The sequence below is a fragment of the Pseudomonas sp. No.21 genome (assembly GCF_054558415.1).
The window spans coordinates 65,985-81,876 of record NZ_BAAJNO010000015.1; the positions used below are offsets into that span (position 1 = coordinate 65,985).

At 63.8% G+C, this 15,892-nt stretch carries 4 protein-coding genes; all 4 read right to left on the reverse strand.

Translation table 11 applies throughout. The features are described 5' to 3' along the window. Window positions 1–7: 7 nt before the first annotated feature. The 4 genes from ACYJSS_RS26340 to ACYJSS_RS26355 all read right to left on the reverse strand — a co-directional run bounded on the left by ACYJSS_RS26340 (window position 8) and on the right by ACYJSS_RS26355 (window position 15,803). A complete protein-coding gene (locus tag ACYJSS_RS26340) occupies window positions 8–6,514 on the reverse strand; it encodes a COG1470 family protein (RefSeq protein ID WP_236205924.1) in 6,507 nt (2,168 codons plus the stop codon). Window positions 6,515–6,538: 24 nt separating this feature from the next. Further along, window positions 6,539–13,921, reverse strand: coding sequence for a thrombospondin type 3 repeat-containing protein (locus ACYJSS_RS26345; RefSeq protein ID WP_236205925.1), 7,383 nt, complete (start codon window positions 13,919–13,921; stop codon window positions 6,539–6,541). Between the two features lie 147 nt (window positions 13,922–14,068). Next, the gene (locus tag ACYJSS_RS26350; RefSeq protein ID WP_236205926.1) at window positions 14,069–14,938 is read right to left on the reverse strand and encodes a peptidyl-prolyl cis-trans isomerase; all 870 of its coding nucleotides are present in this window, start codon (window positions 14,936–14,938) and stop codon (window positions 14,069–14,071) included. Next, window positions 14,925–15,803 (reverse strand): peptidylprolyl isomerase, encoded by an 879-nt coding sequence (locus ACYJSS_RS26355; protein WP_111261382.1) that lies wholly within the window; start codon window positions 15,801–15,803, stop codon window positions 14,925–14,927. Before ACYJSS_RS26355 ends, ACYJSS_RS26350 begins: the two co-directional genes overlap by 14 nt. Window positions 15,804–15,892: the final 89 nt, after the last annotated feature.

Here is a 15,892-nt window from a genome sequence, read left to right on the forward strand (position 1 = left end):
CCTACTCTCAATCATCTTTTATATCGAACTCTGCGGCATCTTTTACGCCTTTGGGTAAGGCAGCTGCACGCTTGAGCGCATCAAAAACAAGGTTCTTGGCATCGAAAGACGCTACAACACCACCGCTTGTACTCGGCTGCCATTTTTTGCCATAGCTATACTTCAGGGCCTTATTGCCACCTGGCATGGGGTAGGTCATCAAACGGTCAGGAATCCCACCAGCCCCGTTATCTATTTCAGGGCTCTGCTCCCGGCTACCACTGGTCGACTTACGAGCAGGAACATCAAACTCATGGAACCACCACTTCACCGAGCCAATATCGACACGTTTCCCTCCGTCGCCCTTGGTGGTGATGGCCCCAATGTTCTTTGCAATACGGTCAAGACTGAACTGCTTATGGTACTTGGTTGTTGGCTTCAGTTCTTGATCTGTCAGCTCACCATTTCCTGAATAGGACTTATCGCTGGTTATATTCCATAGATCCAACGCTTTCGTATACAGCAGATCGCGCGGATCCTTGTAAGAGCGCCTTAATGACTTCAGCTCCACCCAACCCTCATCCTTGGTCATGATGTCAACGTAGCGTAACGCTCGGAATACTTCCTTGTTTGCATCCTGGTTTTTCTTGTTGGTGAACAGCCTGACGATCCTCGGAACTTCTATATCCACTAGCTGATCCGTTGCCAAATAGTAGGCTGTCACCAGAATCTGGAACGTTGCGCCCTGAGCACCGTTATGCATGCCGATAGGCGTCATTACGTCCAGTGCAGGATTTTCCTCCATCAGAGACTCATAACCCGACAAACTGGCCAAGCTCATTACGTATTTGCCCCGAATCTTCTCCACCAGCGCCTTCTTGCCGACCAGTTTCCCCTTGGCAGCCTCTTCCTCGATATAGGCGATGGATGCCAATAGCAACATGGGGTGCACACGCATGCCCTTGAACCCCCTCACAATATTGCGCAGGGCATTCTGACTACCACGCTGCCCTAAAGTCAGAGCCCCCATGAAGAATTGCTTGTCGAAGACAAATTTACGCAATGCGGGAGCGCCGCCTTCACGCATGACCTTGCTGACAGTCTTCATCATTTCGACCAAGGGCTTCGGATCGTCGCCAAGCGCCTCCTTGATCTGCTTCATGACGGGTGACAACGCCTCGCCGGGCAAGCGCTTCGGCTTGATCTTTGGCGCCGCGGCGTAAGCCATCTGGAAGAAACTTATGTTGACAGGAGATACCTGCTCATAAGGCATCAGCTGCGCATAAGGCTGGGTGCTGTCTGGCAGAGGCATCCACCCAAATAGTTCCACTTCTGGAGGCGCACCCGTACCCTCCCAACCTTCTGCAGGCAAACTGAGATAGTCCACCCACGCAAGAATGTCATCGAGGCCGTCAATGCTATTGACCATGTAGGTGATGGAATCCGTATCCATCCTCATCAGCTCGGCCACGGTCAGGAAATAGGGCACCAGTGCGGTGACCCTATCAAACTTTCCTGATTTGGCCTTGATAATGAGGTCCTCCATGACACTGATCATTGCTTTGATCGCCTTGGGGCGCTTACCCAAGTACTTGTAGAACAGCTGCAGCACTTTGACGACAGGTTTCAGCAGTCTCGTTGGGCCGATTGGAAGCCCCGTAATGACGTTCAGGCTGGCAAACGCAAGCGTCTCGACACTGAAGTTCGCCCAATCCTTGGCGATGTAATAATTGATCTGGTCATAGACGATTTTTATATCCTCAAATGGAAACGCCATATTGCCCAAGAAGATCAGCCCATCTACAGCAGAGTCCACTACATCCGTCAGACTGAATGCATACGCCGCCGGGATGAAGAAATTCCCGGAAGAGGTTCCATTGAGGTTCATCGCCATCGCGTCGTAGTCGATGGGCGGAACCTCACTACCTTGATAGGCTGTATTCAGGTAGTTGAGTGAAAGCTCTTTATAGGCCTCCACACCCATGACGTTCACGTACTGCAGCTGCGCCCCAAACTGCACGACTACCCGGTTTATAGATTGATTCGAACCAGACTGTGCCTTGTTGAATTCGTCGGTACTTACATAGGTCAGAACCGACGAACCCTGCTCGGGCATTCGCACATCCGCTTTCGTCTGCCCGTCCTCGAACGTCAGGAGTGGTCGGCTTGAACTGTCATACCACTTGAAAGCTCGCATCAGGCCCACAAAGCCGCCGATGGTCAGGCGGCTCATGCCATAGACCGGAGCACCACTGATCAATCGAGTGCCCGCCAACTGATTGTTGACTGCCAGGGAGAGCTGCCCATCCTTGAACTGCACCCCGACCGAGCTCCACGCACCGATCTCCAGCGCCGGGCCGGTCACTACCTCGGTTCGTCCGTCTATCGTCAGCTGGGCCTGCAGCCCGGAACTGGAAGAACTGATCTCGAGCGGGCCGTGCCGCAACAGAACGCCATGTTTTTCCAGACGAACGTCAAACCGAACACCGATAGCCCCTGGGTTCAGCTTCGGATCACCAGGGGCCCTGATGACGCTGTCTTCTTTGAAGGAGTAACTGCCCCCTTCACCGGCGTAGGGGCCGTCGCTACTCAGCTCGATATTCTCTGCATCGGGACGACGAAGCCCCAGAGAATCGATGGCATATTGCTTGAAGATGATGTCGCCATCCGGCTGCGTGACAGCCTCCGTATCGATGTCCAACATCATGAGCGCAATGAGCGGCTGACGGTTCGGGTCAGTGATGGAGCCCAGTTCCACGCTGACTGTTTCGTTTTTCGTCCCGGTCAAATCGATCTGCCCACTCTTGCGATAAGGCATGCGCAGTACGACGCCGTCCCCCCGATCGATCTCCACCTTATCGGTAGCGACTGCCTCCCCGAGGATCAGGTTGCGCTTCACATTGACACCGCCACCTACCCCCGGCTGGGGAGGCGGTGGCGCGATCACGATCATCTGTTTCTGCGAAGGCGTAAAACCGGTACGGGCGTAGATTTCCGCCGTAGTCGCATCAAAGCCGGTAAAGAACTGGGCCTGCGCGATACCATCTCCTCCAGTGATCAGGCTCGCCTTGTTGAAAAAACCCGCGTTGGTGAAAACACTGATCGCCACACCCGTGGCGGGTACGTTCTGGATATCAGTGGCCTTGATCGAGAAATTGACCGTCGAGTTCAACGTTGCCTTGGGAGGCACATTGGCGAATTCGAGCTTCAGCGGATGAACCTCGAACGTCTTTTCGACCGTTATCGCACCGACCCTTACCTTCAGGTTGTAGGTGCCAGGCTCTATGCCACCCTTGATCTGAGTTGTCGCCGACCCACCCAGGGTGTAGGAGCTGTTGGATGTGAGTGTCGAGTCACCATCGACCGAGAAGTCGACCCCCGTCTCATCTCCCACGCGGTTGAAGTTCTTGTCATAAGCCGTGACCTTGACGTTCAGAGCGCCAATCCCCAGCTGCGAAACCGTTCCTTCCAGGTCAACGAATACGGTCTTGGGCGCTCCCGGCACAACCTCAACGGTCGTGAGTCGGGCAGTCGTTTCCTCATCATCACCAAGGCGGGCTTTCACCACGGCCTTGGCTCCTGCTCCGGGGGACATGCGCAGTGTGTTGAAGAAGGTGCCGGTAAGGTTTCCGCCTTCCCGATAGGTAGAAAGGAAACCATCTCCTTCAACCGACCAATTGGCGGTCAATGGTGTTTTCTTTTCTTCCTCACGATTCGCGTACCCCACGAGAATCGCCTGTAGATCGATTTGCGGGTCATCCGCACTGACAAATATCTTCTCGGCTGCCGATGCATCGATATCTGCCATCTGGGTATCGATCTTGAAATACTCGAATGCCCATTTCCACAACACGTTCCCTGAGTCGTGGTTCGCGAAAAGACGCAAATTCAGGAAGTCATCAGGATCAAGTTTTCCCAAGTGGGCGATGTTGTCGAAGGTGATGGTTTTATCCTCACCAATCTTCGCTTTGATCTCTTGTTCGCCGAAGGCGAGTACCAACTCCCTGCCACGCTCCGTTTCCCAAGTGCCCAACTGCTCAAGATTGGACTGCAGCAGGTCATACAGAATCTTCACGTAGTTATCACTGCTCGTGATAACGGGGTTTTCCTTGGACAGAACATCTACCTCGACATTCTGGTAGGTCTGGCGTCGGATCGATTCGACGTTGAGGTCGTAGAGGCTGAACTGGAGTTCCGGCCTGTAGCTCCAGTTGTAAATGGGCTCCGGCTGTTTCAGATCGGCTTCTGGCTGTTCTTTCTTCGCCTTGCGCCACGCTTGGCGAGACAACTCGCTGCCTTCCTCATCGTGCAACGGCACACGGACCGGTACGTAGTGAGTCGGTCGGTATTTGAGAATTCCGCTCGCTTGCCCCTTGGATGAGAAATCGGGATTACGGTTCTCCGGCTGCCCGGTTACCTGAAGATAGAGATGTTGTTTTGCCAGAACCTTTTCCGGTAGCTGGATGATTTGAACCTGTTGCCCAGGCTTGATCTTGAATTGGGACAGGTTGTTGGCTCCAACCGGCGCCAATTGGTTCGCCGCGACTATCTTGGCCATCCGCCCGGTAAAACCGTAATCGGCCAACTCTTCCGGCAGGGCACCCCCATCGATATCTCGCCAATCGGTATAAATGGCAATGCTGATGTCGCTGCCCAGACCCGCTCCCTCGTTGCCGATCAGGTTCTTCTGTTCCTTCCCTTTGGTAATGCCCTTTTCGATCTTGGTCTTGCGCTCGGCCCAGACCTTCAGGTTTGGCGGAGAGAGTTCGATGCGCTGACTAGCGAAATTCAGCAGGTTGCCACTGGCTATAGCCGACTGCAGCTGAACCTTGGTGCTGCCCATGTATCCGGTCGGCCGGTTGATGGCGATGATGCGCACCGTCTCGCCAGCCTTGAGGTGGTTGGCCGCGCGCTTCTGGAATTCCTCCTTGAAGCCGCCGGCGCTCTGCCACTTGCTGAAGGCCGCCTCGCCGGTGCGGCCGACGATCGCGTAATTGTTCTCCTTCGAGCCACGCAGCTGGATGGTGTAGCGGAAGCTGCCGGACTTCTCGTCGACGCCGGAGTAGTTCTTGTACAGCTCGTCCTCGTGCAGCCCGCGCCGCTCGGCCACGAGCTGGCCGTTGGATTCGCGGAACACGTAGATGTCCGTGTCCTTCAGGTCGTCCTTGCTGATGCTTTCCAGCAGGCCACGGTTCTCCATGTCGGGGGCGACGTCGATCAAACGAGTGAAGTCGGGGCCCGTCTTCTCGGTATTCTCCGGGACCGCATCGAAGCGGCTGGAGATATAGATCCCCTGTAGCTCGGCTTCTTTCAGAGAGGTCTTGACGAAGACCTCCTTCTGCTTGCCCTCGACCTCCTTGGTCACCTTCTTGCCGGGCACCACCCAGTCTGGTTTGCCATCGCCATCGAAGTCGTACTTCTCCTGGAGATAGTTGTCACGCTTGCCGGTCTTGTCGCTGTAGGCGGTCTTGTCGCCAAGCTTCACACCGCCACCGAACTGCGCCGAACCGTCCAGCACCATCAGGTCGATGGGGAAGTCCATCGCCTGCTTCATGGGTGTCGCGGCGGTGAGGACGACCATCGCGGCGTCCAGGCTCCACAGGCCCATGCCGTTGCAGGTGTCGTAGTCCGGCCGGGTCAGGTAGTAGGGCATGTTGGAGCTGCCCCGGGGGTTGAAGCGCTTGTAGTAGAGCTCCAGGTAGGCCGGGGTGGTGTACTCGAAGAAGAACCCGGGGCAAGGCGGCAGGAAGTAGTTCATCCTGTACTTGCCGTCGTCGTCCGTCAGGGCATAGCCGCCGGTGACGTGGCTGCCCAGGGTGACGCCCACGCCCGGTAGCGGGCCGTAGATCTTGGCGTCGCGGTCGCGGGTGTTCTTGTCGTCGACCTTGCCGTCCTTGCCGAAGAAGCCCGCGCGAAAGCCGATGCTGTTGCTGCCCTGGTGGAGGATCTGCCCTTCCTTGGACAGCAGCAGCGCCTTGCTGCTGGAAGACGGCGTGACGTTGCTGTCGATGGGCATCTGCAACAGCAGCAGTTCATCGCCCTTGGTGCTGAAGCGTTCCTTCTCGCCCCGCACCAGCACGGTCAGGCTGCTCGGGCTCAGGCTGGGCTTGTCGATGGCCTTGCCATCCACCGTCTTGAAGGACGTGCCCCGATAGGTGGCGGCGGTCATCACTTCGCTCTGTGGATAACGTTCGCGGGCGTCCTTGAGGCGCTGCAGGTAGGCGCGATAGATATCGCCGGACATCACCTGGGCCTGCTCCAGCGGCCCGGTGGCTTCGCCGATCTCGCGGGCTTCCTTGCCATCGCTGCCGTATTCCACCCAGATGGGCTTGCCGTTGGGGCTGAGCACGATGGCGCGGGTGTAGACGGCCCCGAACTTGTAGTAGGTCTGGGGGATGTAGATACCGGGGATCAGCCCGAAGCCGAAGAACGCCTGGGCCGTGGCCGTCCAGCCGGCCAGCAGTGCACCCAGCGCCAGGCCCAGCCATGCGCGGCTGCGGCGTTTCGATTCGGAAGGCATGACCAACATATCCATCTGTCAGAGATTCCCTTGGCCGCCTCAGCGGCCCTTGTTCAAGCGATAGAGTTCGGCCTGCAGCTGGCGCAGGTTGAGCTCGCCGTTGGCGTATGCCTTGAGCGCGGGTTGCGCTTCGAGGCCGGCCAGGGCGAAGCCGAAGAGATCGAGGTTGTCCTGGGCCAGCACGCCCTGGCTGCGGATGCGGCCGTTGCCGATCACGCCGACGCCCACCGGGACGATGCGCGCGGCCTCACGGTCCAGCCCCACCATCACCACGTAGGAGCCGTCCGGCGGCAGGTAGTCGAGGGTGTTGCCCAGGCGCAGGGCAGCGAGGTCGACGCTGAGCGTGCCTTGCACGCTCACCCCGGCGGGCTGCAGCGCGTACATCCAGTAGGGCATGGCCAGCGGCTCGACCGGGTACGGCAGCTCGCTGAACTGCAGCATCTGCGCATGCAGGTCGCCTTCCTGGCGGCCATCGGGGAACAGCAGGCGTGCGCCGCCGAGGTCGAGCTTGAACTCGCCCTCCAGCAGGCTCAGCTGGCTGCCGCCCTTCACCGGCACGTAGGGCAGCGTGGTGTTGAGCTGCGCCAGCTGCATCTGGCCGAAGTCGTTGCGCTGGCCACCCTGGACCGTGACGCTGCGGCTGTCGGCGCCGTAGCCACGGTTGCCCGAGCCCGGGTTGAGCAGCAGCCGGTACTGGCCACCGGGGATGGTCTGCTCGGCAGTGTCGCCAAAGCCGAAGTTGAAGGCGCCGTCACGGTTGGTGCGCACGCTGCGGTTCAGCTCTTCCAGGCGCACTTCGATGTTCGCCACCGGCTCCTGCAGCTGGTCCAGCACCACGCCGGAGATGAAGGTCGGCAGCGGCCGGGTGCGGTAGCGCAGGCGCTCCAGCTCCTGGCCGTCGTAGCGCACTTCAACCGACACCTCGGCGTCATAGGCCAGGTCCTTCTCCGGATAGAAGGCGATCACCTGGCTGCCCGGCAGCTCGGAGAGCGCGCCGACCACGGCCTGGTGGTCGCGGTCGACCCGCACCAGCTGGTAGCCCTGGGCCTTGAGCGCATTGGTGCCCAGCCCGTCGAGGTCGACGTAGGACATGCCGTGGGCGGTCTCGTGGACCTTGATCTCCAGCTTGGCCAGGTCGATGGCCTGGTTGAAGTAGAGGCTGATGAAGCCGTTGGGCTCGACGAAGCGCGCGTTGTTCGCCGGCTCGACACGCTCCAGGGCCACCGGCACCTGCTGCGGGGTGACCAGGGAGATGGACCGCGCGCTCTGCGCGACCACCTGGCCATTGCCGCCCTGGAGCACCGCCAGCAACTGGTATTGGCCGCTCTGCGGCGGAATCTGCAGGGTGGCGCTCTTGAGCGTGGTGTCGCCGGTCAGCGGGGCATCGGCGATCACATCGCCATTGGCCGCCAGCAGCATGGCCCGAGGCGCCAGCAGGCCACTGAGGTCCTCGATGCGCGCAGCCACCTGCAGGGACACCGGCTCGCCCAGGTTGAGCAGTTCGGTGCCTTCGGTGGGGATGACCCAGCTGATCGCCGCCTGGGCCGAGAGCTCCAGGCTGTACTCGCGGCGCAGCTGGTTGCCGGCCTGGTCGCGGGCGTCCAGGGTCACGCTCACGGGCTGGCCGATGGGCAGTGCGATACGGCTGGCGAAGCGGAACTCACCCGCCTGGCCACCAGGCTCCAGGGTCACGTCGGTGCCGTTGATCTGGAAGCTCGACAGGTTGGCCTCGCGCAGGGTGCCCTTGAGCGGATAGGGCTGCTCGCTGACGCGGTTCTTCGCCGGCAGCTCCACCAGGGCCTGGTCGAGGGTGATCTGCGGCGGCTCCTGGTCTAGCGTCCAGCTGAGGGTCTGGCGGGTTTCCTGGCCGCTGCGATCGCGGGCCAGCAGCTCGACGGAGTAGCTGTTCTGCCCCACCGGTACGTTCAGCGCCTCGCGCAGGTCGTACAGCTGGGCGCCCGGCTCGCGCAGGACCAGGTTGCGCCCGGCGACGCTGATGCGTTCCAGGCCCGCCTCGGCGAACACCTGGCCGCCGAGCATGAAGCCATTGCCCGGCAGCAGGCTGCCGTTGGCGGGCGACAGGTTGTCGAAGCGCGGCGGCTTGAAGCTGGCCTGGGGCGGCTGGTAGGTCACCACGATGCTGCGCTGGATGCTGCGCTGGTCCACCCACGCCTGGAGCGTCAGGGTATTGGGGCCCGCCTGCAGGGTGATGGGGGCCGACTGGAAGGCGAACAGGGTCACCTGGCCGGTGGCCGACAGGCTGGCGGGCTGGCCATTGACCAGGACTTCCATGCGCTGGGCGGCCTTGTCGCTGCGCAGTTGGCCGCGCACCACCAGGCTGGCGTCCTTCACCGTGGCGCCCGGCAGCGGGTAATCCACCGTCAGGGCGATATCGCTGGCCAGCGGCTGGCGTTCGACCGTCCGTACCAGGCTCGCCTGGTTGCCGGCCTTGTCGAAGGCGGTCAGGGTCAGCCGGTTGGTGCCTTCGAGCACCGGTACGCTGGCGGTCCACTGGCTGCCTTGCAGGGTGACGGCGAAGCGGGTGCCGGGGAAGCGGTCGGAGGCGAACTCCAGGCGCGCCATGCCCGAGGCGCTGTCACTGGCGCTGCCGCGCAGGGTGACGCTGTCCTCGTTGACGCTGATGACCTCGGGCCCTTCGATGGCCACGACCGGCGGCTGGCGATCCGGGAAGCTGGTGGGGTCGTTCGGGTTGGTGCCGGCCGCCACTTCGTCGTCGTTACTGACGCCGTCGCCGTCGCGGTCCGGGTCGGCGTTGTCGCCGATGCCGTCGCCGTCGAGGTCACGGCTCTCCTTGGGATCGTCCGGGAAGGCGTCCTGGGCGTTGGGTACGCCGTCGCCGTCGCGGTCGTCATCGAGCGCATCGGGGATGCCGTCCTTGTCCAGGTCCGGCGGCGTGCTGTTCTTGTCGTTCGGGTCGAAGCCCAGTTGGGTTTCGTAGTCGTTGGAAATGCCGTCGCCGTCGCGGTCGGTATCCGCGTTGTCGCCGATCTTGTCGCCGTCGAGGTCGCTGCTTTCCGTGGGGTCGTCCGGGAACACGTCCTGGGCGTTGGGCACGCCATCGCCGTCGCGGTCATCATCCAGCGCATCCGGGATGCCGTCCTTGTCGAGGTCCGACGGGGTGCTGGCCTTGTCGTCCGGGTCGGTGCCGACCTGGGTCTCGTAGTCGTTGGAAATCCCGTCGCCGTCGCGGTCCGGGTCGGCGTTGTCACCGATGCCGTCGCCGTCCAGGTCACGGCTTTCCTTGGGATCGTCCGGGAAGGCGTCCTGGGCATTGGGCACGCCATCACCGTCACGGTCGTCGTCCAGCGCGTCGGGGATGCCGTCCTTGTCCAGGTCCGGCGGCACGCTGGCCTTGTCGTCCGGGTCGGTGCCGACCTGGGTTTCGTAGTCGTTGGAAATGCCGTCGCCGTCGCGGTCGGTGTCGGCGTTGTCACCGATGCCGTCGCCGTCGAGGTCACGGCTTTCCTTGGGGTCGTCCGGGAACGCGTCCTGGGCGTTGGGCACGCCATCGCCATCGCGGTCGTCGTCCAGCGCATCGGGGATGCCGTCCTTGTCCAGGTCCGGCGGCGTGCTGTTCTTGTCGTTGGGGTCGAAGCCCAGCTGGATCTCGATGTCGTTGGCGATGCCGTCGCCGTCACGGTCCGGGTCGGCGTTGTCGCCGATGCCGTCGCCGTCCATGTCACGGGTCTCGGTCGGATCATCGGGCAGCGCGTCATCGGCGTTGGGCACGCCATCGCCGTCACGGTCGTCGTCCAGGGCGTCCGGGATGCCGTCCTTGTCCAGGTCCGGCGGCACGCTGGCCTTATCGTTGGGGTCGAAGCCCAGCTGGGTCTCGTAGTCGTTGGAGATGCCGTCGCCGTCGCGATCGGTGTCGGCGTTGTCGCCGATGCCGTCGCCGTCCAGATCGCGGCTCTCCTTGGGGTCGTCCGGGAAAGCGTCGTCAGGGTTCAACACCCCATCGCCGTCACGATCATCATCCAGTGCATCGGGAATGCCGTCGCGGTCCAGGTCCGGCGGTACGCTGGCCTTGTCGTCCGGGTCGGTGCCGACCTGGGTTTCGTAGTCGTTGGAAATCCCGTCGCCGTCGCGATCGGTGTCGGCGTTGTCGCCGATGCCGTCGCCGTCCAGATCGCGGCTCTCCTTGGGGTCGTCCGGGAAGGCGTCCTGGGCATTGGCCACGCCGTCACCATCGCGGTCATCGTCCAGCGAGTCCGGAATGCCGTCCTTGTCCAGGTCCGGCGGCGTGCTGGCCTTGTCGTCCGGGTCGGTACCGACCTGGGTTTCATAGTCGTTGGAGATGCCGTCGCCATCACGATCGGTGTCGGCGTTGTCGCCGATGCCGTCGCCGTCCAGGTCGCGGCTTTCCTTGGGGTCGTCCGGGAAGGCGTCGTCGGCGTTGGGTACGCCGTCACCGTCGCGGTCATCGTCCAGCGCGTCCGGAATGCCGTCCTTGTCCAGGTCCGGCGGCGTGCTGGCCTTGTCGTCCGGGTCGGTGCCGACCTGGATTTCGTAGTCGTTGGAGATGCCGTCGCCGTCGCGGTCGGTGTCGGCGTTGTCGCCGATGCCGTCGCCGTCGAGGTCGCGGCTTTCCTTCGGATCGTCCGGGAAGGCGTCGTCGGGGTTCAACACCCCATCGCCGTCACGATCATCATCCAGTGCATCGGGAATGCCGTCCTTGTCCAGGTCCGGCGGCACGCTGGCCTTGTCGTCCGGGTCGGTGCCGACCTGGATTTCGTAGTCGTTGGAGATGCCATCGCCATCGCGGTCCGGGTCGGCGTTGTCGCCGATGCCGTCACCGTCGAGGTCACGGCTTTCCTTGGGATCGTCCGGGAACGCGTCCTGGGCATTGACCACGCCGTCGCCGTCACGGTCGTCGTCCAGCGCATCCGGGATGCCGTCGCTGTCCAGGTCCGGCGGGGTACTGGCCTTATCGTTGGGGTCGAAGCCCAGCTGGGTCTCGTAGTCGTTGGAAATCCCGTCGCCGTCGCGATCCGGGTCGGCGTTGTCGCCGATGCCGTCGCCATCGAGGTCGCGGCTTTCCCTGGGGTCGTCCGGGAAGGCGTCCTTGTCGTTCTCCACGCCGTCGCCATCGCGGTCGTAGTCCAGCGCGTCGGGGATGCCGTCGCGGTCGCTGTCCGGCGGGGTGCTGGCCTTGTCGTTGGGGTCGAAGCCCAGCTGGGTCTCGTAGTCGTTGGAGATGCCGTCGCCGTCGCGATCGGTGTCGGCGTTGTCGCCGATGCCGTCGCCGTCCAGGTCACGGTTCTCCTTGGGATCGTCCGGGAAGGCGTCCTGGGCGTTGGGCACGCCATCACCGTCGCGGTCGTCATCGAGCGCATCGGGGATGCCGTCCTTGTCCAGGTCCGGCGGCGTGCTGGCCTTGTCGTTGGGGTCGAAGCCCAGCTGGATCTCGATGTCGTTGGAAACGCCGTCGCCGTCGCGGTCGGTGTCGGCGTTGTCGCCGATGCCGTCGCCGTCCAGGTCGCGGCTTTCCTTGGGATCGTCCGGGAAGGCGTCCTGGGCATTGGCCACGCCGTCGCCGTCACGGTCATCGTCCAGGGCGTCCGGGATGCCGTCCTTGTCCAGGTCCGGCGGCGTGCTGTTCTTGTCGTCCGGGTTGTAGCCGAGCTGGATCTCGTAATCGTTGGAGATGCCGTCGCCGTCGCGATCCGGGTCGAGGTTGTCGCCGATGCCGTCGCCGTCCAGGTCGCACAGCAGGCCGAAGTCCAGCTTGCCCAGCGCGGCCAGGTCCTGGCGCGCCTGGGCCTGGGTTTCCAGACTCAGGTTCGCTGCCACGGCACCGCCGGTGAGCTGGGACGCGTACTGCTGGGTCAGGTTGCCCCGGGCGTAGACGAAGCCGGACACCGTGGTGTTGGAGCCCAGCACCACGTTGCCCTCGGCCAGCACCAGCAGCTGCGAGGGGTCGCGGGCCTGGCCGGAAGCCTCGGCGTTGAAGCGCGCCTGCCAGGGCAGCTCGAGGTTCTGCGCCACGTGCAGTCGCACGGTGCCGGCGCCACGCGGAACGATGCGCGCCTCGCTGGCCAGTGTCAGCTTCTCGATCCAGTAGTCGCCGGCGGACAGTTCCAGGGTGCCGCGGTAGCCCACTTCCACTTCCCGCAGGCGGTAGGCGCCCGGCTTGGTGAAACGCGCGGTGGCCATGCCGGCGACATTCAGCCGGCGCCACTCGGTGCGGCTGCCGTCCATCACCTGCGTGGCGCCGTAGCCCAGGTCCTGGCTGAAGCTGGAGCCGGTCTTGAGGAAGGCCGGCAGTTGCGGAACGGGCGCAGGCGTGTAGCTGGGCTGGCAATCCTGGGTGCCGCAACTGCGGGCCAGGGAGGCGAAGCTGCTGTCGACCCGGCTGGCCGGCAGGTAGGCGGAGACGCCGTCACGCAACTGGGCGTTGAGGCCGAAGCTGATGCGGCCACCGGCGGCGTGGCTCTGCAGGCCCTTGGCGAAGGCCGCGGTGCACTGGCTCGGCTGGGGAGTGGGCGGCGCCACCTGGGGCACGCTCTGGGCGTTGCGCGGGTCGCTGCCCGCCAGGCGCTCGGTCTCGTCGTCATGGCCGTCGCCATCGGTTTCCGCGTCGAACAGGTCGAGCACGCCGTCGCCATCCAGGTCGCGGCGCTCGCTGCATTGGGTGTTCCAGCCCAGGGTGGCGATGGCGTCCATGCGCGTTTCGATGCGCGCGGCGGTATCCACCACGGCATTGCGGGCGTTGAGGCCGCCACGCAGGCGCGAGGCGAAGGCCCCGCGGTAGTCCCCTTCCACATAGGCCAGGGCGCCGACGGTGGCGGACGACTCCAGGCTCAGGTTGCCGCGCACGAAGAGCTGCAACGCTTCGGCGCTGCCTTCGCCATTGAGGCTGGCCTGGTAGGGCAGGTTCAGCGACGAGCCGACCACCACCCGTGCGTTGCCGCCGGCGATGAGCAGTTGGCTGCTGGAGGCCATGTCCAGCTGGCCGATCCAGTAGCGCCCAGGGGCCAGGGTGACCTTGGCGCCATAGCCGATGCTCAGGCGCTGGATGTAGTAGGCCTGGTGGCGGGCGTTGAAGGACAGGGTCGCGCCGCCATCGACGCTGATGGTGCGGTAGCGGTTGAGATCGCCGCCACCCGCCTCGCCCACGCCCAGGTAACCCAGGCTCAGGTCATGCTCGCCCTTGATCTCGGGCAGTGTCAGGCCGGCGAAGTCGGCGGCCGCCATGCCGCTGGCCTGGCAGTCGCGGCTGCCGCAGCTGGGCGCGCCCCAGGGGTTCTGCACACGGGGGGTGTCGATCAGTTGGCTGGGGTTGTTCTGCAGCGTGCCGCCCCACTGGAAGACGACGCCACCGGCGCCATGGGTCTGCAGGCCGCCGGTGAACAGGGCGCGACAGGACTCGGCCGCCTGCGCCAGGCCGCCACTGGTCAAAAGGAGCCATGCCAGCCCCGCCAGCAACCGGCACCGCTTGCCCTGCCCCCCCAGCATCCCCATAGTTCGTCCGTCCACTGTTGTACAGGCTGCCCTGCCGTTTCCCTTTGCCGGCACCTATCGGCCGGCCCTTTGCAATCGGCTCGTCTAGCGCGAGCTGTATTGCACCTTCACCTGGCGCGTCGCCTCTTCGCTCAGGCTCTTCACCGCCTGCTTGAGGGCCTGCGGCGCCAGTTTCTCGCGTATCTCGCCACTGACTTCGGAAAGCGGCCTGGCCGGCAGGCGCTCCTCGCCCGTCACCCGCACCAGCAGCAACTGGCCGTCCACGTAGAGCGGCGCGATGCTGCCCGCCTCGGTGGACTCCACCAGGCCGCGCAGCGGCTGCTCCAGCAGTTCGGGCTTGATGCGGTTGCTGCGGTACTCCAGGGGCTTGCCGGCGGCGCGCCAGGCGGCCACCTGCTTCTGCCAGTCGCGACCCTTGGCCTCGGCGCCGCTGAGCAGTGCGATGAGCTCGGCACGCTGGGGCTCTTCCAGCGCCTGGTCGCTGGCGATGATCTCGAAGCTCTTCTCCACGCCGCCGCCGAATTCCTCGGGGTGGCGCTGGTAGTAGTCGGCCACCTGCTCGCTGGTCACCGGTTCCGGCGTGGCATGCTGCTCCAGGTAGTGGCGCACCAGCAGTTCCTCGCGGTAGGCCTGGGCCTTGAGGTCCAGCTGGGCGCGCTCGCCGGCGTCCAGCTCGCGCTCGGCCAGCAGGGCCATGGCGCGACTGGCCACCAGGCTGTCGAGGATCTTGCGTTCCACCTCGTCGTTGGCGAACAGCGGCGCCGACTCGCCCAGCGTGCGCTCGACGGTCAGTTCCAGCTGGGCCCGGGTGATGGGGCTGTCGTCCACCGTGACCAGGGTCGCCGAAGGCTCGACCGGCACCTGCGCCAGGGCGTCGGCGCCGTCGTCGTCACGGCAGCCGGCCAGCAGCGCCGCCGCCAGCAGGCAGCCCAGCGTCCACTCAACCCGCGGCACGGTCTTCGCCTTCCTTGGCGGCGGTGCCCTCGGCCGCGGCCGGCGGCGTCTTGCGGTCGATCTTAGCCGCTGCCTTGAGGCGCTCCAGCTCGGCCTGCTTGGCTTCCTGGCGCAGGCGATAACGGATGTCGCCGCTGACCGCTTCGAACGGCTGCTTCACCACCTGCGGCCCCTCGATCACCTTGATCACGTGGAAGCCGAAGGGCGTCACCACCGGCTCGGACACCTCGCCCGGCTTCATGGCGAATACCTTGCCGCTGAAGGCCGGGTCGATGGCGCCTTCCTGCAGCCAGCCCAGGTCGCCGCCCTGCTTGGCGGACAGCTGGTCCTCGGAGAAGGTGGCGGCCAGCGCGGTGAAGTCCTCGCCGGCGTTGATGCGCGATTGCACTTCCTGGGCCTTGCTCAGCAGGGCCTGGCGCTCGTTCTCGCTCATGCCGGGGTTGGTGCGCAGGAGGATGTGGGCGACGTGCACCTTGCGCGCCTGGAACTGGTCGGGGTTGGTGGCGTAGAAGTTGCGCACCGCCTCGTCGGTCACCCGCTCGCGGAGGAACTCCTCGAAATAGCGGCTGATCAGCATCTGCTTGCGGAACTCGGCCACCTCGGTCTCCACCTGGTCGGCGGGCAGCAGGCCCTGGGCCTCGATCTGCCCGGCCAGGCCCTCGCGCTCCAGGTACTCGTCCAGCTCGCGGCTGACCCACTGGGTGTTCTGCGCCGGTACCCGCTTGAATGCGAGGAAGGCATCGAATTGCGCCTGGGTGACCGGCTTGCCGTTCACCTCGGCGATGGAATCGCTGGAGGAATCACAGCCCGCCAGCAGCAGGGCCAGGATCGAGGACGCCAAGGCGAGGCGTGGGAACTGCTTCATGGATCACCACCTTAATCAGGTCAAATTCCTTTTATCGCGGGTGCGATATACAGGTCGGCCACAAACAGGGGTGTGACTCGACTCACAAA

Coding starts and splice junctions, on each gene's coding strand:
- ACYJSS_RS26340 (WP_236205924.1), bottom strand. CDS start 6,514: ATGGATATGTTGGTCATGCCTTCCGAATCGAAACGCCGCAGCCGCGCA.
- ACYJSS_RS26355 (WP_111261382.1), bottom strand. CDS start 15,803: ATGAAGCAGTTCCCACGCCTCGCCTTGGCGTCCTCGATCCTGGCCCTG.